This is a genomic window from Bacillus tequilensis (genome assembly GCF_012225885.1).
Taxonomy (GTDB): Bacteria; Bacillota; Bacilli; order Bacillales; family Bacillaceae; genus Bacillus; species Bacillus tequilensis.
On record NZ_CP048852.1, the window covers coordinates 203,122 to 226,326 of the forward strand.

Below are 23,205 nucleotides of genomic sequence, written 5' to 3' on the forward strand. Positions count from 1 at the left end.
AGATGGGCATGACATCCGTATTAACGAAAGAAAATGTAAAAAAGAAAGATACAGATATTGAGATTCAAGGAAATGATCTTAACGTTTTCATTCAGTCCGCCAGCCGAGTGATCGCGCCGCTCTGGCCTATTTCTACATTTGCTGCACGCAATCCGTGGATGGGGCTTGAAAACCAACCTTTTGATCAGGTTGCAGGCTGGTTGAAAAACACTCGTGATGTTGATATATACCCTAGTGCAGCTATGATCCATTCAGCAAAGAATAAAGGTGAGATTGATGAAGATTTTTTGGAAATGGGACTGCAGCGCTGGCTTGATTCGCATTCCTTTACCATCCCGCAGGACGTAGCGGAGCGATTTTGCCGTGCTGGATTAAAATTAGATCCGCTGCCTTCCAGCCTCTTATCATCGCATAAGCTGGAGAAATTGGTGAATGGATGTAGTGGATTTGATCGCATCGAGAGTTTTTATGCACAACCAATAAGTTCATATATAGAGAATCAAGATGGTGAAAGGGTAGTCAATATACTTGATCAGCATGTCATTAAGTGGAGTAAATTATATCTTGATGACTCTCAAGCGGGTTGGACTATGCCCAATCGTGAGGAAGGATTCTATCGTGCATGGCAGCATCTCATTCAATATGATCCAGCACTTACTAAACAGGAGCGTAAAAGATTAAAAAGTTGGCCGCAAGACGCCCATATGGCTTTACAAGAAGCTTTATTCGCACTGGAAATCCCAGAATCAGAAATCCAGACTTATCTTGAAGGCCATTTGCTTTCCTTGCCTGGATGGGCAGGGATGATGCTTTGGCGCTCTCAACAATCGAGCCATGAACATGCACTCCTGACGGAATATTTAGCGGTTCGACTATCCATGGAGTTGGCCCTTACAAAGCCATATTTGCCTTTGGAAAAAGTACGATCTGAGAAAAAGATTCCGATGACTCCCCTTTTAGCAGCTTGGATTCATTGGGGGGGCCTTACACTGGAGGAATGGTCTCAGATGCCGGCCAGTGAACAAAACGAATATTTATCGTTTGCTTATCTCTTTGATGAGAAACTTCGTCGGAAACTTTGGCTAGAGGCTTGGGAGCAAACATACACTGATCGATTAAGTCAGAAGATCATCTCGAAGCAACGTGAAAACAATAAAAAATCCGCATTAGCTCAATTAGCATTCTGCATCGACGTACGATCAGAACCTTTTCGCCGTCAGCTGGAAAAAGAAGGTCCGTTTGAAACGATTGGTATTGCCGGTTTCTTTGGGGTGCCGATTGCAACTTGTGAACTTGGCAGTAAACACAGTCATGCCTCCTTGCCAATCATACAAAAACCGCAACATAAAATAAAAGAGTTCGCAGATGAAGATGTCTTCCAAACATATAAGCAGCGCAAGCAAGCAGTTCATTCCGTAAGCCATACATTTAAAACGATGAAACAGAATGTACTTGCGAGCTTGCTTCTGCCTGAGCTAAGCGGGCCTTGGCTTAGTCTGCAAATGGCAGCACGCACCTTTGTGCCAAGAAAAACGGATCGTTTCATTCGTCATCTCCGTGATGCTTGGGTACGTAAACCCGATACAAAACTTTCACTTCATTATGATGGTGACACAGAGGCAGAAATACCTGTAGGTTTTACTGATGAAGAAAAAGTGAACTATGCTCGCCAAGCATTAAAAATGATGGGATTAACAAAGAACTTCGCTCCATTAGTCGTGATTTGCGGCCATGGCAGTCAAAGTACGAATAATCCTTATGCCGCTGCTCTTGATTGTGGTGCCTGCGGCGGAGCGGCCGGCGGATTCAATGCCAGAGTTTTAGCTGCTTTATGTAATCTTTCAGAGGTAAGAGAAGCTCTTTTAACTGAAGGAATTGCAATCCCTGAGGATACGGTGTTTGCAGCCGCTGAACATGATACAACGGTGGATGAATTACATTGGCTTTATGTACCAGAGCTTTCTGAAGCTGCACAAGAAGCATTTGAACGCATCGAAGCTGTTATGCCGAAAGTGAAGCATCACGTAAATGCAGAACGTCTGGCCCAATTGCCTAATTTCCAATCGAAACGTAAAAATCCGATGGCAGAGGCACATCGATATGCGGAGGATTGGAGTGAGATACGTCCGGAATGGGGACTGGCTCGTAATGCATCTTTTATAATCGGCCAACGTGAACTCACTCAGGATTGTGATTTAGAAGGAAGAGCCTTTCTTCATAATTATGATTGGAAACAGGACGAAAGCGGTGATATCCTGGCAAATATTATTGCAGGTCCTGGAACCGTGGCCCAATGGATTAATTTACAGTATTACGCATCAACAGTAGCACCTCATTATTATGGCAGCGGAAATAAAGCGACTCAAACCGTTACTGCGGGTCTTGGCGTTATGCAGGGAAATGCAAGTGACTTGTTAACGGGACTGCCTTGGCAATCCGTCATGAAATCAGATCACGAGGCTTATCATTCTCCCCTTCGTTTATTGATCGTTATTCAAGCACCGAGGGAATATGTAGAACGGCTATTAAATAACAACTCAGTATTTCTGCAAAAAGTTCAAAATGGATGGGTCCGACTGGCCAGTATTGATCCAGAAGGACGTTGGGAAAGCTGGTAACTATTCATATAAACATTATCCGATGGATTCCTTACTCAATATAAAGAAGAGGTGTGCTGTATGAATGTAAATAAAAAAGTATTGTTTTTGACGGACATTGAAAACGGCTTGGAGCCTATTTTACAAGAAGTGACTGACACTCCAGCGGAAAATATGCTGACGATACAAAGCTACGGTGCCAGTGTCTCGCATCCTTATGGAGAAATCATGCGGTCTGTTATTTTTGCGATTTATCAGGAAAATGTTGAGGAGATTTTTGTTGTAGGAACAAAAGATAAGAGAGCTTCCACAGGTAATGGACTAACGCAACTTAAAACAATGAAAGATAAAATACAAACATTGGATTATCTTTTCCAACATTGCAAGCCTGAGTTTTTAGGCGGTACGGTCGATGAATGGTTAAATGAAAACAGCAGCGGCGGTATTAAAAAAAGCGTTGATATCATTCGCCAACATCCACTAGTGCCGTCATCTGTTAAAGTGAGAGGGTTAATCGTTAATCATAAGGATGGAGAATCCTCAATTATGGAGGTTCCTGTTCCTGCTATTAAAACAGCGTCAAGCCTTATCTGATTATTGCTTGTCACCTAAGGAGAATGTATGCAATCTAATTTAACTGATTTTGTAACGAAAACAATAGAGGAAATGAGTCCGTTTGATCGTGAAAATATGGAATGTTTGAAAAAAGTAATGAGAAAAGCAATTGATTATTATCATTTAAAATCTTATGAAGAAGTTGAGAAAACCGATTTAGAAAGTGTGCGGTTTTTGCATATACACTCTATGATGGAAGAAAATATGTTATCTAAAATGATAGTCGTCTTAAGAAACGGTAAAACTGATTTGGATATTGAAGGTGTATATGAAGGACATGTGATAAGAGAATATTAATGAGACGATATAATAAATAGAATATGCCAATTTATTTGCTCAGGAGATGTTTGATATATGAAAAAGTCGAAAGGTTCTTTTGAATCAGAGATCAGCAAGACAATCACTCAATGGGAAAAAGATTATCTTGGGCGCGGGTCTGTATCTGTTAAGACCGATATACTGCGGGATATGATCATTGTTAATTTAAAAGGAGTTTTAACACCGGCTGAATATGCAGTTTGTGAATCAAAAGAGGGTATGTTATCTATCAAACAAACTCGTTCGGAATTAGTTGAATCAGGTATAGAAGAACTTAAGGATATTATCCTGAGGATAACCGGAGAAGAAGTGACAAGTTTTCATACTGATTTAAGCTCGCGTACAGGTGAACGAGTGATGGTATTTAAATTAGTTAATGATCTAGAAAAATCTTTGAGATGAAGAATGAAACAATACTATTCAAGCCAAGCAGAGCTTGAATTTTCATAGGGGCTGGAAGCTGATTGAACATCATCATCTTCCGCTTCTTTTCATTGATGACTGGTAAAAGGCAACTAACAAAGCCAACGCCGGGTTCCCAAAAGCGTACAATGACTTGATTAGAGGCCATTTTTGATATGCTGTCTTCAGTTTCATTTCGTGGAATTAGTCAGAAATTCAAAAAACGAATTGACATATCGGAATATAACGATATAATAATCCATATGGAACCAATTGAAGTATTCAAAGCCTTATCAAATGAATCAAGGCTGCAAATTTTACATTGGCTGAAGGAGCCTGATCGTCATTTTGCTCCCCATGAAGGGATTGATATGAACACAATCGGGGTATGTGTCAGTCAAATAACCGACAAATTGAAAATGACGCAATCGACGGCATCTCAATATCTTACCATCCTTTTAAGAGCCGGTCTGATTAAGGCCGAACGAATCGGGAAGTACACGTATTACAAAAGAGATGAAGAAGCCATTGGGAAACTTGCTGACTTTCTTAAAACAGAGATATAAAAATAAACATCAATTGATGTTTATTTTTACGTCATACATATCGACATATTGCGATGTGTTTATTTTTTAAATTATATATCGACATTTCGTGATATGTTGTTTTATTAATGCTGAAGGAGTGAATGTTTTTATGTCTAACACTTGGAAAATTTACATTTTAGCCATTGTCAGCTTTTTAGTTGGAACCTCAGAGTACATCATTTCCGGTATTTTGGATCAGATCGCTCATACACTGGGGATAACCTTGGCTGCCGCGGGCCAGCTTATTACAATCTTTTCACTTGTATATGCTCTTTCCACACCTGTACTTATGGCGTTGACAGCAAGTATGGATAGACGCAAATTGATGATGTATGCCCTCGGTTTGTTTGTGTTCGGCAACATCTTGGCCCTTATCCTGCCTGGTTATGGATGGTTTATTGCAGCGCGGATCATTATGGCGATGGGAGCGGGTGTGGTTGTTGTCACCGCATTAACAATTGCCGCTAAGATTGCATCGGAAGGGAAGCAAGGCAGTGCCATCGCTACTGTCGTGATGGGATTTACCGCTTCTTTAATCATTGGTGTTCCGCTTGGAAGAATGATAGCAACAGCATTCGGCTGGAAGTCTGTATTTGGTGCAATTGCTTTATTGGGATTAATCGCAATGATCGTTATATTCTTGACTCTTCCGCATACTGAAGGGGATAAGCCTGTACCCTTGCTTCAGCAGCTTGCTCTTTTCAAAAAACGGAAAGTGGCGATGGGGTTATCAATCACTTTCTTCTGGCTCGGGGGATATTCTGTTGCTTATACCTATCTGTCGCCGTATCTCTTGCACATTTCCGGAATAAGCGGCAAACTGCTTAGCGGTGTTTTGCTTATATTTGGAATTGCCAGTTTGGTTGGATCGAAGTTTGGGGGATATAGCACAGACAAATGGGGAGTGCCGATCACACTTGTTGGCGGGATGACATTGCACATTATCACATTGATTCTGCTGTCACTTGTCACTCATTCCTATATCGGCGTGTTGGTGACTCTTGTATTATGGTCATTTGCCGCATGGTCCACCGGTCCGACACAGCAATTCCATCTGGCTACAATAGAACCGGAAATGTCAGGTGTATTGCTCAGCATGAATCAGTCCATGATGCAACTTGCCATGGCAGTCGGCGCAGGAATAGGGGGAGTTTTTGTAGAAAACGTATCATTGGCTTCGATTACCTGGGTTGGCGCGTTAGGAGTTATGATTGCGATTATTGCATCATTGCTGATTTTTTATTCACAGCCGAAACAGATGCTAAAAGATATTAATCAATAATACAATGCTTTGTTTTCATCCTTAACATTCAATGGTTTTATTTCGAAAGATCTAGCATCCGCTTGTAATATAAGCGGGTGTTTTTTTGTGAAATTCCGTCAAGTAGAAGGTCCGCAGAAGCCAAAAGAGATTTTTGCCGACGGAGAGCTGAAGCACGGTATGATTGTCTTGAACAAAGCACTTAAGTATTCGTCAGCATTCGCGAAAATGTCAAAGAAGGCGGAGCAAACACATGCATCATCTTGAATGACCTAAACGATGCCGATGACAGATTCCTACTGTCGAAAGCACATTTAGTGCATCATTCTCGTTGGGTTCAGTTGTTCCATTGCAGCTGATCGCTCTTACTATGTATGCTGCACTGCACCGCGGCTGTGATGTTAATAAATCGCGTATTAATAAGTTTAACTCCTTTGGTTATTTAGCCGAAGGGGTTTTTAGTATGGATAATTGATATAAATTATAGGAGACTTCATTCATTTAACTAAAGTCATTGTATTTATATAATCACTAAAGTTTTGGAAAATCATCTCTTGATTTAATTTCCTTAAAGAGGTTGTTTGTCAATCTAATAGGCATCAGAATTTTTATATAAAAATAGATCGCCTTTTTGAGGTTTTGTTCATAGAACAACACAATATTCAAAACATAAGTGAAAATTAGGGTGAGCTCATGTTTTTCTCGAGAGGATAGCATGGAAGATTTTCTATCTTTAAAGGGTTAATATATTCTATTTATATCTATTTAATGTAATATTTAGGATAAAATACAAAATTCCCCTTACTTCGACATTTGCATTCTGGTATTATCGTATCGCATGGAAGCTATGTCTATAGACTCTATGCAAAAATTGAGAGGAGGTTTTACTTATGAAAAGAAACCAAAAAGAATGGGAATCTGTGAGTAAAAAAGGCCTTATAAAGCCAGGGGGTACTTCGATTGTAAAGGCAGCTGGCTGTATGGGCTGTTGGGCCTCGAAGAGTATTGCTATGACACGTGTTTGTGCACTTCCGCATCCTGCTATGAAAGCAATTTAACATTTGAGAATAGGGAGTTGAGCATATTTGCTTATACTCCTTATTTTCTCTTGAGGGGGATTTTATATGTCGAATGATCGTGTTAAAGATTTTGATTTACCAGAGTTAGCGGTTCATTTACAGCCTCATGGTGCAGTAATGATTGATAGAAAAAGCATGTTTTATTTTAGACTCAGCGGACGTGGAGCACAGTTGGCGTTTCTTTTATCAAAAAACAAAAACCTCCACAAAACGGCACGTATTTGGGAGATTGTAAAGAAAGAAGAGATGAGTGCTGAACAATTAAAAGAAGAGCTTAGTGCCCATCCCTTTACAGAGGCTTGGACGCAAGGGCTGTTGGATCAGCCTTTACATGTTTCAGGTTCGTTAGATTCATATTTACCTATAAGTTGTACCCTGCAGTTGACAAATGCCTGTAATTTAAGCTGTTCTTTTTGTTATGCCAGCTCAGGAAAACCATATCCGCAGGAACTATATAGTGAACAATGGATTTTGGTTATGCAAAAGCTAGCAGCCCACGGAGTTGCAGATATTACACTGACCGGAGGGGAAGCTAAGCTAATAAAAGGGTTTAAAGAATTAGTCGTTGCTGCAAGTTCGCTATTTACCAATGTAAATGTATTTAGTAATGGATTGAACTGGCGAGACGATGAAGTTGAATTACTCAGTCACCTAGGTAATGTTTCTGTGCAGATCAGCATTGATGGTATTGATAATACGCATGACAAATTAAGAGGCAGAAAAGGCGGTTTTAAAGAAAGTATGAATACCATCAAAAAATTATCAGAAGCAAACATCCCAGTGATTGTTGCTATGACCATCAATGAGTCTAATGCCGGCGAGGTATCTGATGTGGTGGAGCAATGTGCCAATGCTGGTGCTTTTATCTTTCGTGCAGGAAAAACGTTATCTGTCGGACGAGCAACAGAAGGTTTTAGGGGTTTGGCTGTTGATTTTGAAGAGCTGGTTCAAAAGCAGCTTAGGGAAGCCCGTGACCGATGGGGAGACCGCCTGAACATTATTGATTGGGAGCATGAAGAAAGTTCTTTCACAACAGATTTTTGTACACCAGGATATCTTGCCTGGTACATTAGAGCAGATGGATATGTAACTCCCTGCCAATTAGAGGATTTGCCACTAGGCCATATTTTAGAAGATAGCATGGCAGACATTGGTTCACCTGCTCGTCTGCTTCAATTAAAATGTGATGCTAAAAATTGCAAATGTATTGGGAAAATCGAGTTATCTGAACCGGACTTGCCTTTTCAAAAAGAAGTCAAGGTAGGGATCAGGAATGAATAGTCTACCAGTAGTATTTTGGATTATTTTGGCGATTGTTGGATTACTGTTATTTATTAAATTTAAACCTCCAACAATTGCTTCACTGCTCTTAAGCAAAGATGAGGCAAAAGAAATAAGTGTGCAATTTATAAGAGAATTTGTTGGGATTGATGTGGAGAACTGGGATTTTTACTCAGTATATTGGTATGACCATGATACAGTTAATAAACTTCATCACTTAGGTATACTTAAGAAAAACAGAACGGTTTTATATAATATTGGGTTGGTCGAAGCATGGAGAGTCCGGTTCGTTCACCAAAATCAATCATTTGTAGTCGGTGTCAATGCCAATCGAGAAATTACTTTTTTTTATGCGGATGTTCCGAAAAAATCTCTCTCTGGGAAGTTCGAACAAGTTTCTCCAGAGGCACTCAAGCAGAGGTTAATGGTTTCGCCTGATGGACTTTGGTCTAGAGCAAATATGACTGGTAGCGGTAAAAAAGAAGAGGATTTTCATGAGGTTAGTACTTATTGGTACATAGCGGAAGCGGGAGATATCCGACTTAAGGTGACGGTTGAATTACAGGGCGGCCGAATTTCATATATTGGTACTGAACAAGAAATACTAACTGATCAAATGAGTAAAGTGATTCGAGATGAACAAGTGGAGTCGACATTCGGAGTATCTGGTATGTTGGGCTCAGCTGTAGCGATGATAGTTGCGATTCTCATCCTTGTATTTATGGATGTGCAAACAAGCATAATCGCCAGCCTTGTGCTGGGTTTGTTGATTATCATGTGCCAGTCTTTGACACTAAAAGAAGATATCCAATTGACAATTGTAAATGCCTATGATGCAAGAATGAGTGTCAAAACGGTCAGCATTTTAGGCGTTTTGTCCACACTTCTTACAGGATTATTAACAGGGTTTGTAGTATTTATATGTTCATTGGCAGGAAATGCGCTTACTGGTGAATTAGGATGGAAAACGTTTGAACAGCCAATGATTCAGGTTTTCTACGGAATAGGAGCGGGGCTCATTAGTTTGGGAGTGACTTCACTGCTGTTTAACTTATTAGAGAAAAAGCATTATGTAAGTATATCTCCTGAGCTTTCTAACCGAACCGTCTTTCTATCAGGTTTTACTTTTAGGCAAGGATTGAATATGAGCATACAAAGTTCGGCTGGAGAGGAGGTTATCTATCGGCTGCTAATGATTTCAGTCATTTGGTGGCTGAGTGGAAATATCATTATTTCCATTGTTATATCTTCCTTTTTGTGGGCGGTTATGCACCAAGTAACTGGATATGACCCAAGGTGGATACGTTGGCTGCATCTATTTATATTCGGTTGCTTTTTGGGAGTTCTATTTATCAAATTTGGTTTTATATGTGTATTAGCAGCTCATTTCATTCATAATTTAGTGCTCGTCTGTATGCCGCTGTGGCAGTTTAAACTTCAGAGACATATGCATAACGATAAACCAAAGACTACTTCATTCTAATATTAGGAGAAGATTTGATGCAATTAATGCAAGTGCAAGATTTAAGCAAGTGCTACCGGAATGGTGATGGGATTGAACATTTGTCTTTCTCAATTCAGCGAGGAGAAATTGTGGCGCTATTAGGACCAAATGGAGCTGGAAAAACTACGACAATTCGATGTTTGACGGGGCTTTACAAGCCAGATAAAGGAAATATCCTCATCGATGGTTCTCCTCCGGGCCATGTAAATGTTCAAAAAAAAGTAGCGCTCATTCCGGATCAGCCTCACCTGTACCCTACATTAACAGCTGCTGAACATATTCAGTTCAGGGCAAGAGGATTTCATCAAGATAAAAAGGATTTAAAAGAACGGGTTTATGATGCATTGAAGGAAGTACACTTGGAGGAGAAAGCAGATGAATTGTGTGGTCAGCTGTCAAGAGGCCAGAAGCAGCGGGTTGTCTTAGCGGGGGCAATAGTTCAGGATGCCTTGCTTTATATATTGGATGAGCCGACTGTAGGTCTCGATATTCCATCAAAACAGTGGCTCTCAAACTGGTTAAAAGCCAAGACTGATCAAGGCTGCGCAGCATTTGTGTCAACTCATAGTCTTGAGTTTGTATTAGAGACAGCAGACAGAGTGTTATTAATTCGAGATGGGGAACTTATGAAGAGTTTGTCTGTTCCTCAATTCAAAGAGGAACAATCGGAATGGAGAAAAGAAGTGATTCGTCTTCTAGGGGAATGGTCAGATGAATAATATCATTTCTTTTTTATGGCTTCAGTCAAAAAGGCGTTTTGTTAATCAAGGTCAGGAAAAAAGAATGCCTTTTCTGATCATGCTCCTTTTTGTTGGAGCCACCGGATTTCAAGTAAGTTTTGTTTCAAGATCTGCAATATGGGATATGAGTGTTACTGGTTGGGTGCTTACAGGTGTTTTTATCCTTTATACGGCATTTGGACTTTTCTCCAATCGATTGCCAAGTCAGATGGCCGATATCATGTGGCTGTATGGCACTCCAACATCTTTTTCAAAAGTTGTGTATAGTGTTTTATTTTTCAGTGTCACTTGGAAGGCTTTGCTTTGGATCATTTCAGCCATTTTCAGTAATGTAGTGATTGTTCTTCTGTCGGGTGAGCATATCAATTTAATAGGCAGATCCATAATTTTTGTAGGGCTCTTTTTTATCGCTGAAGTATGGTTGATGTCAGTCTCATGTGCCAGAACAGTGAAGAAAATGAAAAGGATATACATTTCAGTCTTTCTTTTAATGCTAGGTATTTACTCTATATGTCTTTTTCAACTCTACTTTCTACAACCTTCACCTGGGCTGTGGGAGGATATTGGTCGTTTTATTAGTGGTGTAGGTGTAGTGTTTAAGACATTGTCACCATTGTATGCGGCTGTATTTATTGGGATCATTGCGGTTTCTTTTATGACAATTTCTTTTACGAGCAGCCAGGTAGAAATGAAGGAATCGTTGGTGAAGGAAGCTGAATTCTGGGAGGAGTTTCAAGAACGTCAATTTGGATCAGGGCAAATTATGCAGAAAACAAGGACAACTTGGTGGGGACTACAAAGTCTAAATGGTATTTGGTCATTTCTGTGGTTGGAACTGTTGCTCATGAAAAAACATTTATTTTTTCATAGCATTCATACCGTCATGATGGGCTGCGTCTTTTATGTCGTCATTTTTATATATCCAGAATGGTTTAATCTTCTCTTCTTTCTCGTCGTCTCGGCAGTCATGTTGAGTTCCTATTATTCAGGAATAGTCAGGCATTCGCAATCAGGGGCCCTTCATTTATTCCCTGGTGCACTTTTGGGGAAAATCATGATTCTAGAACTGACGAATACAGTCTGGTTGTTTATTCTTTACTGTGTCTCTATTGCTTTCATGGGGGTTGAGAATTTAGTTTATTGGTATATATATGGCTTAGGGATATATATATGGTTCATGACAATAAGACTGTTTGCTTTTACCAATACAAACCGAAATGATTTTAAGCTTTCATTGCCTCAATACTACAAGTCATTTTTTATGGCGTTAGGGCTGAGCGGCATTTGTTTGTATGTCATTCATTTATTGACTGCCGGCTGGTATACATTAGTGTTGGTCGTCTGTATAGGGAGCCTTTGTTGGTGCCTGTTTTATCGTTTCAGATAGTGGATTGTAGAATTATTGCTTTTTAACGAGGAGAGGGGCTCTTTTATGAATTCAAATGGTGATGAATTGTCGTTATCTGTTCAGAATTTGGCAAATACAAATGAGATCACAATTGTTCAAGCGATAGGGGAGCTAAAGAAATCAGGAAAAGATGCGATACCTGTTTTGGTTGAGGCCTTAAAAGAGGAAGGCGCTTTGCGGAATATCGCTGCGGCTGTTTTAGGCGAGTTTGGGGAAGATGCGAGTGAAGCAGCGGAGGAGCTGTCACGTTTATTAAAAAGTCATGCCGAAGATACTCGAATGGCTGCAGCTATTTCGCTAATGAGAATCGGGAAGCCCAGTCTGCCCTTTGTCATTAAAATCGCTCAAGAAAATGAAGGGGAATCATGCTTTTGGGCGTCATGGTGTATTGCATGGATCGATCCGTCTCGTATTGAACCGAAGATGTATGAATGCCTGAAACATGAGCATGAACATCCTTCAGGGATGGTTGCTCCGTTTGCGGCTGAAGAGGCATTGGGAAAGCTGATTGCTTTTCAGCTGAAAGATAAGGGGGATTAGAAAGGATGAAACCTGAACAAATAATGAATGAATGGCCAAGTCATTTACCCTGGTTGAATCAATCACAGAATGATTTGATATTTCCAAGTGACACATATCATCTTCTTTATTTTTGGTCAATGAGCTGTCCAAACTGTCACCAATTAACTGACAAAGTCCTTCAAGATAAAAAGGATATGAATGTGAAAGTAATCGGAGTACATGTCCCTTATATAGAAGAAGAGAAATCTGTGGAGGTTGTCTCGACGTACGCTCTTGATAGGGGAATATCTATTCCGATAGTATTAGACCAAAACTATGATATCGTCACAAGTTGTCATATACAAGGTATTCCTAGCTTTTGTCTAATAAGTCAATACGGTCAGGTCGTAGCTAAAACGATGGGAGATATCGGTTGGGGTAAGATGATAAAAAAGGTTCAAGACTTGTGAATTTTTCCGTCTTATAAGTATGTACGACAAACGGTTAATACTATGATTAAACGATCCTTCCTATGAGCGGGAAGGTTTTTTAATGTCAAAATAAAATTTCCCAAAGTTAATCAGAAATTTATTTTCATATCGTATCCTTTCCGTATCACGTGAAAGGAGCATCATATGAAAACATTATGGAAAGTCCTAAAGATCGTTTTTGGCGTTTTGGCTGCTTTGATTTTGCTTGTATCCGTCTCGGTATTTATTTATCACCACTATCAATTAAATAAGGAAGCGGCACTTCTTAAAGGTAAAGGCACAGTAGTCGATGTTGATGGGAAAAAGCTGAATGTGTATGAAGAGGGAAGCGGGAAGGATACGTTTGTGTTTATGTCCGGTTCGGGGATTGCTGCGCCTGCTTATGAGATGAAAGGTTTGTACAGCAAATTTTCAAAAGAAAATAAGATTGCTGTTGTTGATCGGGCAGGTTATGGATACAGTGATGTGTCTAACGATGATAGAGATATTGATACGATACTGGAACAGACAAGGAAAGCGCTTATGAAAAGCGGGAATAAGCCTCCTTATATTTTAATGCCTCATTCCATATCCGGGATTGAGGCGATTTATTGGGCACAGAAATATCCTAAAGAAATCAAAGCCATTATTGCGATGGATATTGGCTTGCCTCAGCAGTATGTCACATATAAGTTGAGTGGGATTGACAGATTGAAAGTGAGAGGATTCCATCTGTTAACGTCGATTGGTTTTCATCGATTTATGCCTTCCGCTGTATATAACCCTGAGGTGATTCGTCAGTCGTTTTTAACCGATAAAGAAAAAGAAATCTATAAAGCCATTAACTTTAAGCAATTTTTTAATGCTGATATGGAGCATGAGCTTTTACAGTTTTACCAAAACGGTAACAAATCTGTGAATCTGCCGGCCCCGAAAGAAACTCCTGTCTTATTGTTAGATGCGGTTTCTGACCAAAATAGAAATTCAAAGTATGCCATACGAAACCGAAAAGATTATGAAGCGTTTGCGGCTCAATTCAATACAGCCGATATAAAGGAACTGAGGGGAACACACAGTATTTATTTATATCAGCCTGATCAAATATATAAACTTTCCATGGAGTTTATTAGAAAGGTTCGCTAGGATGAAGAGTTATCATATTTTAATCGTGGAAGACGATGTGATGATTGGTGATCTGCTGCAGAAGATTTTGCAGCGTGAGGGCTATCATGTGATGTGGAAAACAGATGGGGCGGATGTGCTTTCAGTGATTCAAAAGGCGGATTTGGTCATTATGGATGTGATGCTGCCGGGTGAAGACGGGTATCAAATGTCTGCAAAAATCAAAAAGCTGGGGCTTCGTATTCCGGTCATTTTTCTTTCGGCCCGCAATGATATGGACAGCAAGCTCCAAGGGTTGCAGATCGGCGAGGATTATATGGTGAAGCCCTTTGATCCGAGAGAGCTGCTGTTAAGAATACAGAATATGCTTGAGCATCATTATGGGACCTTTACGCAAATCAAGCACTTGTATATTGATGCTGAAACCAAAAAAGTGTTCAATGAAAGCCTGCATGATGAGGTGTTGTTTACTGCGATTGAGCGGAAAATTTTCTTTTATTTATATGAAAATAGGGACAGTACCCTGACAAAGGATCATTTCTTTGAATATCTGTGGCAGCTCGAAGACAGAAACCCGAATATCGTCAATGTGCACATTAAAAAAATCAGAGCCAAAATCAATGATCAAGCGGGTGAGATTATTGAAAATATATATGGAGAAGGGTATCGGCTGAATACCGTTGTGAAGAAATGAAGTTAAAGACAAAATATCAGTTGTTATTATGTACGGCTGTCATTAGTGTGCCGGTGCTATTGCTGGCGGTTAGTATTTTGATGTCTGTCATTTATGAAAACATGTTTAAATCAATGAATCACGGTACGCCTTTTCATAGGTCTTTTGCGTATCCGGCGATGCTCGTTGTATTTTTGTTATCACTCTTATTGTTAGCTTTTTTATTTTCGAAGTCGATTCATTCTCTGCTGCATAAAATCAATCTATTACATCATACCATTCGGCATCTGGCGAGTGATCAAAAGGTGCCGGATAAAATAGAGGTGAAACGAGCTGATGAAATCGGGGAGCTGATTAAGTCTGTCAATTTGTTAATTGAACGGACGACATATCGTGAACTGGAACTGAAACAGCAGGAGGAAATCAAAAAAGAGCTTTTGCAAAAACTGCGGCATGACATTAATACACCTTTGACCGCTCTCAGGCTGCAGTTGTTTTATTTGGAGGGCCAATGTCATGATCAGGCCGTATTCGAATCGCTGTATCAGCAAATCGGTTATATCTCGGAACTAACCAATGAATTCAATCTATATTCTGCTGAGACGCTGGAAAGCTCTTATATTGTAAATGAAGAAGTGCGTCTAAACGAGCTGTTAGAAACAACGGTGAAAAAGTGGGATTATTTATACAGTATGAATGGGATTGAATTGCACTATAAGCCGGCAGATCAAGATGTGATATGGATGAGCAACGCGTTATGGATGCAAAGGCTGTTTGATAATATTTTTCAAAATACGTTAAAGCATTCAAAAGCTGAAAAGATGGAAGTCATGATCGAAGATGGCACTGTTTCTATTCGCGATGATGGGACTGGATTTGATCAGAATGAGAACAGTGAGGGGCTTGGGTTGAAGATTATTGAGGACGTATGCAGGCTGCTTGCGATAACATATGAGCTACAGACAAATGAAAATGGAACGGGGTTTTTGTTTACAAAAGAGTGACCCCGCTGATGTTTTTCTTTCTCCCATAAACTATTTATAATAGGAAGAAAGAAATGAGGTGATCAGCATATGTTTAAAAAATTCATCAAAACGATCAAGCACCTCTCAAGCAGCTCTAGTGACCGATATCGCAGACACCGGCATTACAGCAGCAGCCGGCGCAGACATTACCGAAGTTACAGCAGCAGCTCAGGCAAAAGAAGACACTATGATCGTTATGGCGGCAGTCATCGTTACAAACGTCGGAGCTACAGCAGCAGTTAATCCAAAAAAGTTCTTGTTCCGCTTTTGGGACAAGGGTTTTTTTATGTGACCGATTGAATGGCGCGGTTTAGGTCTTCGCGAATGAAAGCGGTGTGCTGGTACTCTTCATCAATGCCTAATAATTTTTTCAGCAGCAGGGTTATTTCATTTGTGAGCGTTAATTCTTCCAGCCAGGTGCCGTTTTTCTTCTTTTTCCCTTTATATTGAGAGTAGAGCAGGAACAACAGCGTTTCTCCGAGATCGAAGAAATCATCCTGTTTTCTCACCTTTATTTCCTCCGTTTCTTCAGGAGTCAATTGCTTTGCAAGGCCGAAATCGATGAGGCAGAGCCTGCCGTCATTGATGATGATATTAGGCGTTCTGATGTCGCTGTGAAATATGAAGCGATCATGCAGGTATTCGACGATCCCGAGCAGCTGTGAAAGCAGCTGTAACGCCATGAGCTCTGTAAACGGCTGTTTTTGGAAAAATAATAATTCTTCTATATTCTCTCCCTCAATGAGCTGCATGACATAATATGCCTGTCCGTCTATGATGAAATCTTCTATAAAGGCTGGGATTTGCGGGTGATGAATGCTTTTGAGCAGTTTCATTTCCTGCTGGAACCGGACTCTTTCTTTTTCCTTTTTGGCTTTTGTGGGCCGCAGCTGTTTTAGCACATAAGGTGTTTGAGTATGAACATCCGTGCACAAATAAACCAAGCCATAGCCGCCCATGCCGAGGCATTCTTCGATTCTGTAATGATGATTTAGGATAACGCTGTCCTTTAGAGGGCGGTCAAAAAATAACTTTTTTAGCTGTTTTAATGCCATGTCTGCACTTCCCTTGGTTGTACTGACTATAGTTTACCTTCTAAGCTAAAAATAAAAAAGAGCCGGAAAACCGGCTCGATATAAGTTAAAACTGCTTTGTAACATCGTATTCATAGTCTATTTTAGCTTTTACATTACTCATCGTCGATCTAACCGTCGCTAATGTATTATATTTAAAACTCCATACCTTTGCGACACTGAGTTGATCTGACAATGATATATCATAAGACCCTGACGTCGAGCTAATGACAAGTGCCCGGCGGCCATTCGTTGTTTTCGTTTGTCATGATGAAGTGGCATGCATTTCCCTGGCTTGGTGTTTGAGTGGCGGTTGTTTGGACTCTGGTTACAATGGCATCGCGCGATATGCCGGTTTGGTTTGTTAAATCAACCTTGATCACGCTGGAGTCAGAACCTGAGGGGCTAAGGGCTGTGTTTCCTTTATTTTCAGCAACACCGCTGAATGGGAACGTTCCGCTGCCGGATTTTATTTTATCAATTGATTACAGCAATGGATCTTTGAGAGATGTGGGGCAAAGCAAGAGCTATGGCACCGGAGATACCGGGTGGCTTGAAACATTAAAGCGCCAAACTGGCGTGAATTATTAGGTAAGCTGTCCATTGAGAACAGCTTATTTTTTTACAGGAAATAAAATTTTAATATTCTAATAATTTAACTATATTTATATAAAAGATTTTAATTGAAGTTTTGGTGAAAAACTCTGGATATATGTGTTTACCTGAAAAAAACAATTGTATTTTCCAGAGAAATTTATTATGATGAAATAAGTAATTTTGGAGATTATATAACAATTTTGAGTTTGAATTTTCTGATTGTTGAGAAGGCAAGCTGTTCTGCTGTTTTCTCATTTTCGAGTATGTGGTTAAGAGGAGGAAGAGAAGTGGCAAATAAAGAATTAAAGAGGGGCCTGGGCGCGCGTCATATTCAGATGATTGCCTTGGGCGGTACGATCGGTGTTGGCTTGTTTATGGGTTCTGCCAGCACCATTTCATGGACTGGCCCGTCTGTCCTTCTGGCGTATGCAATATCCGGAATTTTTATCTTTTTTATTATGCGTGCGATGGGTGAAATGCTTTATGTCGAGCCGAGCACAGGTTCTTTTGCGACATTTGGCCATCAATATATTCACCCGCTGGCAGGCTATATAACAGCCTGGAGCAACTGGTTCCAGTGGATTATCGTCGGCATGTCAGAAATTATCGCTGTCGGCTCTTATATGAAGTATTGGTTCCCGGATTTGCCTGCTTGGATACCTGGTATCGTGGCAATGGTGATTCTTGGTGCGGCGAATTTAATTTCTGTTAAGTCTTTTGGCGAGTTTGAATTTTGGTTTGCGATGATTAAAATCGTGACAATTATCTTGATGATTATTGCTGGAATTGGAATTATTTTCTTTGGATTTGGCAACGGCGGGGATGCGATCGGCTTGTCGAATCTGTGGTCTCACGGGGGCTTCTTTGCAGGCGGTTTCTCTGGATTCTTCTTTGCACTGTCACTTGTTATTGCGGCCTATCAAGGGGTTGAGCTGATCGGGATTACAGCCGGTGAGGCGAAAGACCCGCAAAACACGCTAAGAAGTGCGATTCAAAGTATTATCTGGCGTATTTTGATTTTCTATATTGGCGCTATTTTTGTAATCGTAACAGTGTATCCATGGGATGAGCTGAACTCACTCGGAAGTCCGTTCGTGTCTACATTCTCGAAAATCGGAATAACGGCAGCGGCCGGCATCATTAACTTTGTCGTGATTACAGCGGCAATGTCCGGCTGTAACAGCGGAATTTTCAGCGCGGGCCGTATGCTTTATACTCTGGGTGTAAATGGACAAGCACCGAAATTCTTTACGAAGGTGTCACGCAATGGGGTGCCGCTCTATGGCACAATCGCGGTGCTGCTCGGTTTGGCTGCCGGTGTTGTGCTGAATTATATCGCGCCGCCGAAGATTTTTGTATATGTATACAGCGCAAGCGTGCTGCCTGGCATGATTCCTTGGTTTATCATTTTGATCAGCCACATCGGATTCAGAAAAGCGAAGGGCGCTGCATTAGATAAACATCCATTCAAAATGCCGTTTGCCCCTTTCACGAATTATATGACGATTGCTTTCTTACTGATGGTTCTGGTCGGCATGTGGTTCAATGATGATACTCGTATCTCTCTGATTGTAGGCGTGATTTTCTTAGCGTTTGTGGTCATTAGTTATTATGTGTTCGGGATTGGCAAGCGTTCGCAGGCCAATTTAGCAAAAAGCGATCAAGCGGTTGAATAATAGGAAAAGAGACATTCACGGATGTCTCTTTTTTTTGTTTTTTGGCGTATGGATTTTTCCTATTTCAGCAAGCTATAGGGTAAAGATAGCAAAAGGAAAGGTGTTCATAAAATGGATGTTACACTCGGTTATTTGCGCGAATCACTTTCAAACCATCTTGAAAATGAAGTTTGCCAGCGGATTTGCAAGAAAATGCTCGCGAAGCGGTATGTGAATGAAGAGGAATTTGTAAAAGATTTAGATGACAATGAAATGTCTTTTTTGAACCACGTCTTAGAAAAAGAAATTAAGTATGCCCAGAGTGAACAGGATCAAAAGCGGGCCAAAGAATTAAACGAGGTGTATGAATTATTGCTTTGAGAAAGGCGGGGTGAGAAATGGGAGCAATTGAACGAAGCGGATATACATTTCAGCCGGAGTTTAGCGTCGTCCGTCAAAACGGAGCCATCCATGTGTACCATTACGGAGAGTTTGTGGAAGAAATCGAATTTGAATTTAACGGGGAATATCCCGATCACGATTTGATTGAAGAGCTTGTGAATCATTATTGTTTTGAGCATGAGATTTAGAGCCCTGCATTGCAGGGCTTCTACATTAATTAGGATGGATCAGGTCGTCTATGGTTTTTGTGTCGGAATGCCAAACAGGTTCACCCTTATCTCGTATTCCGCCCGATAAAGATGTTCATGACAGCTGAAAAGCACTTACTAGTGCTTGAATCGGATTCTGTAAACAAATACTGTTATAGGGTTTATACATATCAAATCACGTGAAAAAAGAGGGTAAAAAGGAAGGCGGCTTAGCGGATGAATGAGCAGATTCCACATGACAAAAGTCTCGACAACAGCCTGACGCTGATGCAGGAAGGATATTTGTTTGTAAAAAACAGAACAGAGCGCTATCAATCAGATTTGTTTCAGGCTCGTTTATTGGGAAAAACGTTTATTTGCATGACCGGCGCTGAGGCGGCGAAGCTGTTTTATGATACGGAGCGGTTTCAGCGGCAGAATGCTTTGCCGAAGCGGGTGCAGAAAACGCTGTTTGGCGTGAATGCGATTCAGACGATGGATGGCAGCGCGCATATCCATCGGAAGATGCTTTTTTTGTCATTAATGACGCCAGCGCATCAAAAGCGGCTGGCTGAACTGATGACAGAGGAGTGGGAAGCGGCAGTCACAAGATGGGAGAAGGCAGATCAGGTTGTGCTATTTGAGGAAGCAAAAGAAATTCTATGCCGGGTAGCGTGCTATTGGGCGGGTGTTCCGCTGAAGGAAACAGAAGTCAAAGAGAGAGCGGATGATTTCATTGATATGGTCGACGCGTTCGGTGCTGTGGGGCCGAGGCATTGGAAGGGAAGGAGAGCAAGGCCGCGTGCGGAAGAGTGGATTGAAAGAATGATTGAAGATGTTCGTGCCGGCCTGCTGAAAACACCTGCGAATACTGCGCTGCATGAAATGGCGTTCCACACGCAAGAAGATGGAAACGAGCTTGATTCCCGGATGGCAGCCATTGAGCTGATTAATGTTCTGCGGCCGATTGTTGCCATTTCTTACTTTCTTGTTTTTTCAGCGTTGGCGCTTCATGAGCATCCGAAGTATAAGGAATGGCTGCGGTCGGGAAGCGGCAGGGAAAGAGAAATGTTTGTACAGGAGGTCCGCAGATACTATCCGTTCGGCCCGTTTTTGGGGGCGCTTGTCAAAAAGGATTTTGTATGGAATAACTGTGTGTTTAAGAAGGACACATCGGTGCTGCTTGATGTATATGGAACAAATCACGACCCTCGCCTTTGGGATCGTCCCGATGAATTCCAGCCGGAACGTTTTGAAGAACGAGAAGAAAATCCGTTTGATTTGATTCCTCAAGGCGGAGGCGACGCGGAGAAAGGTCATCGCTGTCCTGGGGAAGGCATTACGATTGAGGTTATGAAAGCAAGTTTGGATTTTCTCGTTAATCGGATTGAATACGACGTTCCGGAACAATCGCTGCATTACAGTCTCGCCAGAATGCCGTCATTGCCTGAAAGCGGATTTGTGATGAGCGGCATCAGATGGAAGAGGTAAATCAAAAAGCTCCCTTTTTAATGAAGGGAGCTTTTGGTTTACTTCTTTTTTTCATCGTAATATTGGACAGGGTACATGGAGCCTTCTGATACCATTTTGTTATCTTCAATATCTTCCGGGTGCGGGTGTCCTGCTTTATCGACTGGGAACGATTCCATACTTGGCTGTTTGGTCATTTTCATTTTCATGCTGTGAATGAATTCTCTTGCTTTTTGGCGATTTGACGGATCTTTTAATAGATAAGAAGTGATGCCGACGGTTGAAACAGCGAGACCTGAAAGTAACAGCTTTTGTTTCATGGTGATACTCCTTTCTATTTTAAGAGTAGTGTTTCCTGTATCATTCCCGTTTTGGTTATCGCTAAACCTCTTGTGTTTTTACTGATGAAATTTACAATAAAAACCATTTGTGAAGAAACTAGTGACTTCATTCCTGTATTGGAAGGTAATATACATTGACGTATTATTATTTTTAGCCATAATTCGATAAATATTGACAAAGTAAAGTAATCAGAATAATAATATAATTAGCAAGAAAATGTCATCATACATGAAAGGTGTTTACGATATGAATCAATTGCATCGAAGAATGGGAACGTTTTCCCTCATGATGGTCGGGCTCGGATCTATGATCGGTTCAGGCTGGCTGTTCGGGGCTTGGCGTGCGGCCCAAATAGCAGGACCAGCTGCTATCATTTCATGGATTATTGGAATGGTCGTCATTTTATTTATTGCTCTTTCTTACAGTGAATTAGGTTCTATGTTCCCTGAAGCCGGGGGAATGGTAAAATATACGCAATATTCACACGGTTCGTTCATCGGGTTTATCGCGGGCTGGGCCAACTGGATTGCGATTGTGTCCGTTATTCCGGTTGAAGCAGTGGCCTCTGTTCAATATATGAGCTCGTGGCCTTGGGAGTGGGCAAAATGGACAAGCGGTTTGGTGAAGAATGGAACGCTGACTGGGGAAGGATTAGCATTTGCCTCTGTATTGCTTCTTATTTATTTCCTGCTGAACTACTGGACAGTCAATCTATTTTCCAAAGCGAACTCATTCATTACAATTTTTAAAATTATCATTCCGGGTCTGACAATCGGGGCTTTGCTGTTTGTTGGATTCCACGGAGAAAACTTTACGTCTGGTCAAAGCATTGCACCGAATGGCTGGGCGAGTGTGCTGACGGCGGTTGCAACTTCCGGTATCGTCTTCGCGTTTAACGGTTTCCAAAGCCCGATTAATATGGCGGGAGAAGCGAAAAATCCGGGGAAATCGATTCCGATCGCGGTTGTCGGCTCCCTTATCGTTGCAACAGTCATTTATGTCCTGCTGCAGATCGCCTTCATCGGAGCAGTGAATCCTTCTGATATTGCTCATGGCTGGAGCCATCTGAATTTTAATTCTCCTTTTGCTGATTTGGCGATTGCATTGAATATCAACTGGCTTGTCATCGTGTTATATGCGGATGCATTTGTGTCACCGTCAGGAACTGGTATTACGTATACGGCGACAACATCCCGCATGATTTACGGTATGGAGAAAAACAAATATATGCCAAGTATATTCGGAAAGCTTCATCCGATTTACGGCGTTCCGCGCCAAGCGATGTTTTTTAACTTGATTGTTTCATTCATCTTTTTGTTCCTGTTCAGAGGGTGGGGCGTGTTAGCGGAAATCATCTCTGTCGCCACGTTAATTTCTTATATCACCGGCCCGGTTACAGTGATGACATTGAGACGGACGGGGAAAGACCTGTACAGGCCTCTTCGTTTAAAAGGCTTAAACGTGATTGCGCCGCTTGGATTTATCTTTGCGTCGCTCGTGCTGTATTGGGCCCGCTGGCCGTTAACAGGTCAGGTTCTGTTTATCATCCTGATCGGTCTTCCGATTTATTTCTATTATCAAGCGAAGGCGAAATGGAAAGGGTTCGGCCAGAACTTCAAAGGCGGCATCTGGATGGTGTTTTATCTGCTCGTTATGATGATTATTTCCTATTTGGGCAGTGATAAATTCGGCGGCCTGAATGTCATTCATTACGGCTGGGATATGGTTCTGATTGCAATTGTATCGCTCGTATTCTATGTGTGGGCGCTGAAGAGCGGCTACCAGACAGAATACTTAAAGGATGCGAAAGAGATTAATTCGCAGCTGCTGAACAGTCAGTCAGAAGCTGCTGCCGGAAAAGAATAAACGAAAACCTTGCGCGGAGGGCGCAAGGT

General features: G+C 41.2%; 22 protein-coding genes and 5 pseudogenes. 24 read left to right on the forward strand and 3 right to left on the reverse strand.

The features are described from left to right. The first annotated feature begins 2 nt into the window (after positions 1-2). From G4P54_RS01155 to G4P54_RS01240, 18 genes and pseudogenes are all read left to right on the forward strand, one after another. On the forward strand, positions 3-2,618 hold the full coding sequence (locus G4P54_RS01155; RefSeq protein WP_167871514.1) for a DUF2309 domain-containing protein: 2,616 nt from the start codon (positions 3-5) through the stop codon (positions 2,616-2,618). Between the two features lie 60 nt (positions 2,619-2,678). After that, positions 2,679-3,234, forward strand: a pseudogene (locus G4P54_RS01160) (carbonic anhydrase). Further along, on the forward strand, positions 3,219-3,509 hold the full coding sequence (locus tag G4P54_RS01165) for a DUF6407 family protein (protein ID WP_167871515.1): 291 nt from the start codon (positions 3,219-3,221) through the stop codon (positions 3,507-3,509). Before G4P54_RS01160 ends, G4P54_RS01165 begins: the two are co-directional and overlap by 16 nt. Before the next feature lie 57 nt (positions 3,510-3,566). Further along, a complete protein-coding gene (locus G4P54_RS01170; RefSeq protein ID WP_167871516.1) occupies positions 3,567-3,932 on the forward strand; it encodes a Na-translocating system protein MpsC family protein in 366 nt (121 codons plus the stop codon). A gap of 263 nt (positions 3,933-4,195) precedes the next feature. Continuing rightward, entirely contained in the window at positions 4,196-4,498 is a 303-nt protein-coding gene (locus tag G4P54_RS01175) for an ArsR/SmtB family transcription factor (RefSeq protein WP_024715632.1), read from the forward strand. Positions 4,499-4,628: 130 nt separating this feature from the next. Further along, positions 4,629-5,801: an MFS transporter gene (locus tag G4P54_RS01180; protein WP_167871517.1), complete on the forward strand. Its 1,173-nt coding sequence runs from the start codon at positions 4,629-4,631 to the stop codon at positions 5,799-5,801. Between the two features lie 102 nt (positions 5,802-5,903). Then, a pseudogene (locus tag G4P54_RS21145) lies at positions 5,904-6,255 on the forward strand (hypothetical protein); the annotation flags it as partial. 415 nt (positions 6,256-6,670) lie between these two features. Next, positions 6,671-6,838, forward strand: a complete 168-nt coding sequence (gene skfA, locus G4P54_RS01190; protein WP_024715629.1) for a sporulation killing factor — start codon at positions 6,671-6,673, stop codon at positions 6,836-6,838. A 66-nt stretch (positions 6,839-6,904) separates the two neighbouring features. Then, positions 6,905-8,140 carry a sporulation killing factor system radical SAM maturase gene (gene skfB, locus G4P54_RS01195; RefSeq protein ID WP_024715628.1) on the forward strand — a complete coding sequence of 412 codons (1,236 nt, stop codon included), beginning with the start codon at positions 6,905-6,907 and terminating at the stop codon, positions 8,138-8,140. Further along, complete coding sequence (locus G4P54_RS01200; RefSeq protein WP_167871519.1) at positions 8,133-9,623, forward strand: CPBP family intramembrane glutamic endopeptidase; 1,491 nt, start codon at positions 8,133-8,135, stop codon at positions 9,621-9,623. The genes skfB and G4P54_RS01200 overlap by 8 nt, the downstream gene beginning before the upstream one ends. 17 nt (positions 9,624-9,640) lie before the next feature. Further along, positions 9,641-10,363 (forward strand): ABC transporter ATP-binding protein, encoded by a 723-nt coding sequence (locus tag G4P54_RS01205; protein WP_167871520.1) that lies wholly within the window; start codon positions 9,641-9,643, stop codon positions 10,361-10,363. After that, complete coding sequence (gene skfF, locus G4P54_RS01210; protein WP_167871521.1) at positions 10,356-11,771, forward strand: sporulation killing factor system integral membrane protein; 1,416 nt, start codon at positions 10,356-10,358, stop codon at positions 11,769-11,771. Before G4P54_RS01205 ends, skfF begins: the two co-directional genes overlap by 8 nt. Positions 11,772-11,816: 45 nt before the next feature. Then, positions 11,817-12,332: a HEAT repeat domain-containing protein gene (locus G4P54_RS01215; protein WP_167871522.1), complete on the forward strand. Its 516-nt coding sequence runs from the start codon at positions 11,817-11,819 to the stop codon at positions 12,330-12,332. 5 nt (positions 12,333-12,337) lie between these two features. Beyond that, positions 12,338-12,763, forward strand: coding sequence for a TlpA family protein disulfide reductase (locus G4P54_RS01220; RefSeq protein WP_167871523.1), 426 nt, complete (start codon positions 12,338-12,340; stop codon positions 12,761-12,763). 165 nt (positions 12,764-12,928) lie between these two features. Next, on the forward strand, positions 12,929-13,906 hold the full coding sequence (locus G4P54_RS01225; protein WP_167871524.1) for an alpha/beta fold hydrolase: 978 nt from the start codon (positions 12,929-12,931) through the stop codon (positions 13,904-13,906). A gap of 1 nt (position 13,907) precedes the next feature. After that, positions 13,908-14,579, forward strand: a complete 672-nt coding sequence (gene ybdJ, locus G4P54_RS01230) for a two-component system response regulator YbdJ (RefSeq protein ID WP_167871525.1) — start codon at positions 13,908-13,910, stop codon at positions 14,577-14,579. Beyond that, positions 14,576-15,562, forward strand: a complete 987-nt coding sequence (gene ybdK, locus G4P54_RS01235; protein ID WP_167871526.1) for a two-component system sensor histidine kinase YbdK — start codon at positions 14,576-14,578, stop codon at positions 15,560-15,562. Before ybdJ ends, ybdK begins: the two co-directional genes overlap by 4 nt. A 58-nt stretch (positions 15,563-15,620) precedes the next feature. Beyond that, positions 15,621-15,883 (forward strand): annotated as a pseudogene (locus G4P54_RS01240) (hypothetical protein). Here the strand turns inward: G4P54_RS01240 and G4P54_RS01245 are convergent. Next, positions 15,868-16,638, reverse strand: a complete 771-nt coding sequence (locus G4P54_RS01245; protein WP_167871528.1) for a serine/threonine protein kinase — start codon at positions 16,636-16,638, stop codon at positions 15,868-15,870. The pseudogene G4P54_RS01240 and the gene G4P54_RS01245 sit on opposite strands and share 16 nt — an antisense overlap. 85 nt (positions 16,639-16,723) lie before the next feature. Beyond that, positions 16,724-17,135, reverse strand: a pseudogene (locus G4P54_RS01250) (hypothetical protein); the annotation flags it as partial. Here G4P54_RS01250 and G4P54_RS01255 point away from each other — a divergent pair. The 5 genes and pseudogenes from G4P54_RS01255 to cypC all read left to right on the forward strand — a co-directional run. Beyond that, positions 17,116-17,247 (forward strand): annotated as a pseudogene (locus tag G4P54_RS01255) (DUF4885 family protein); the annotation flags it as partial. The pseudogenes G4P54_RS01250 and G4P54_RS01255 overlap by 20 nt on opposite strands. Positions 17,248-17,540: 293 nt before the next feature. Beyond that, positions 17,541-18,929, forward strand: coding sequence for an amino acid permease (locus G4P54_RS01260; RefSeq protein ID WP_167871529.1), 1,389 nt, complete (start codon positions 17,541-17,543; stop codon positions 18,927-18,929). Positions 18,930-19,040: 111 nt separating this feature from the next. Continuing rightward, complete coding sequence (csgA, locus tag G4P54_RS01265) at positions 19,041-19,289, forward strand: sigma-G-dependent sporulation-specific acid-soluble spore protein CsgA (RefSeq protein ID WP_167871530.1); 249 nt, start codon at positions 19,041-19,043, stop codon at positions 19,287-19,289. 17 nt (positions 19,290-19,306) lie between these two features. After that, on the forward strand, positions 19,307-19,498 hold the full coding sequence (locus tag G4P54_RS01270; RefSeq protein WP_024715608.1) for a DUF5370 family protein: 192 nt from the start codon (positions 19,307-19,309) through the stop codon (positions 19,496-19,498). A 237-nt stretch (positions 19,499-19,735) separates the two neighbouring features. Beyond that, a complete protein-coding gene (cypC, locus tag G4P54_RS01275) occupies positions 19,736-20,989 on the forward strand; it encodes a CYP152 family fatty-acid peroxygenase CypC (protein ID WP_167871531.1) in 1,254 nt (417 codons plus the stop codon). 38 nt (positions 20,990-21,027) lie between these two features. On the opposite strand, the gene G4P54_RS01280 is transcribed toward cypC, so the two are convergent. Beyond that, complete coding sequence (locus G4P54_RS01280; RefSeq protein ID WP_024715606.1) at positions 21,028-21,288, reverse strand: YbyB family protein; 261 nt, start codon at positions 21,286-21,288, stop codon at positions 21,028-21,030. Positions 21,289-21,556: 268 nt separating this feature from the next. Here G4P54_RS01280 and aimA point away from each other — a divergent pair, with 268 nt between their 5' ends. Then, positions 21,557-23,176: a glutamate/serine transporter AimA gene (aimA, locus tag G4P54_RS01285; RefSeq protein ID WP_024715605.1), complete on the forward strand. Its 1,620-nt coding sequence runs from the start codon at positions 21,557-21,559 to the stop codon at positions 23,174-23,176. Positions 23,177-23,205: the final 29 nt, after the last annotated feature.

Excerpts from the sequence above, each read along its gene's own strand:
- G4P54_RS01155 (WP_167871514.1), top strand. The coding sequence starts at position 3 with ATGGGCATGACATCCGTATTAACGAAAGAAAATGTAAAAAAGAAAGAT.
- G4P54_RS01165 (WP_167871515.1), top strand. The coding sequence starts at position 3,219 with ATGCAATCTAATTTAACTGATTTTGTAACGAAAACAATAGAGGAAATG.
- G4P54_RS01170 (WP_167871516.1), top strand. The coding sequence starts at position 3,567 with ATGAAAAAGTCGAAAGGTTCTTTTGAATCAGAGATCAGCAAGACAATC.
- G4P54_RS01175 (WP_024715632.1), top strand. The coding sequence starts at position 4,196 with ATGGAACCAATTGAAGTATTCAAAGCCTTATCAAATGAATCAAGGCTG.
- G4P54_RS01180 (WP_167871517.1), top strand. The coding sequence starts at position 4,629 with ATGTCTAACACTTGGAAAATTTACATTTTAGCCATTGTCAGCTTTTTA.
- skfA (WP_024715629.1), top strand. The coding sequence starts at position 6,671 with ATGAAAAGAAACCAAAAAGAATGGGAATCTGTGAGTAAAAAAGGCCTT.
- skfB (WP_024715628.1), top strand. The coding sequence starts at position 6,905 with ATGTCGAATGATCGTGTTAAAGATTTTGATTTACCAGAGTTAGCGGTT.
- G4P54_RS01200 (WP_167871519.1), top strand. The coding sequence starts at position 8,133 with ATGAATAGTCTACCAGTAGTATTTTGGATTATTTTGGCGATTGTTGGA.
- G4P54_RS01205 (WP_167871520.1), top strand. The coding sequence starts at position 9,641 with ATGCAATTAATGCAAGTGCAAGATTTAAGCAAGTGCTACCGGAATGGT.
- skfF (WP_167871521.1), top strand. The coding sequence starts at position 10,356 with ATGAATAATATCATTTCTTTTTTATGGCTTCAGTCAAAAAGGCGTTTT.
- G4P54_RS01215 (WP_167871522.1), top strand. The coding sequence starts at position 11,817 with ATGAATTCAAATGGTGATGAATTGTCGTTATCTGTTCAGAATTTGGCA.
- G4P54_RS01220 (WP_167871523.1), top strand. The coding sequence starts at position 12,338 with ATGAAACCTGAACAAATAATGAATGAATGGCCAAGTCATTTACCCTGG.
- G4P54_RS01225 (WP_167871524.1), top strand. The coding sequence starts at position 12,929 with ATGAAAACATTATGGAAAGTCCTAAAGATCGTTTTTGGCGTTTTGGCT.
- ybdJ (WP_167871525.1), top strand. The coding sequence starts at position 13,908 with ATGAAGAGTTATCATATTTTAATCGTGGAAGACGATGTGATGATTGGT.
- ybdK (WP_167871526.1), top strand. The coding sequence starts at position 14,576 with ATGAAGTTAAAGACAAAATATCAGTTGTTATTATGTACGGCTGTCATT.
- G4P54_RS01245 (WP_167871528.1), bottom strand. The coding sequence starts at position 16,638 with ATGGCATTAAAACAGCTAAAAAAGTTATTTTTTGACCGCCCTCTAAAG.
- csgA (WP_167871530.1), top strand. The coding sequence starts at position 19,041 with ATGGATGTTACACTCGGTTATTTGCGCGAATCACTTTCAAACCATCTT.
- G4P54_RS01270 (WP_024715608.1), top strand. The coding sequence starts at position 19,307 with ATGGGAGCAATTGAACGAAGCGGATATACATTTCAGCCGGAGTTTAGC.
- cypC (WP_167871531.1), top strand. The coding sequence starts at position 19,736 with ATGAATGAGCAGATTCCACATGACAAAAGTCTCGACAACAGCCTGACG.
- G4P54_RS01280 (WP_024715606.1), bottom strand. The coding sequence starts at position 21,288 with ATGAAACAAAAGCTGTTACTTTCAGGTCTCGCTGTTTCAACCGTCGGC.
- aimA (WP_024715605.1), top strand. The coding sequence starts at position 21,557 with ATGAATCAATTGCATCGAAGAATGGGAACGTTTTCCCTCATGATGGTC.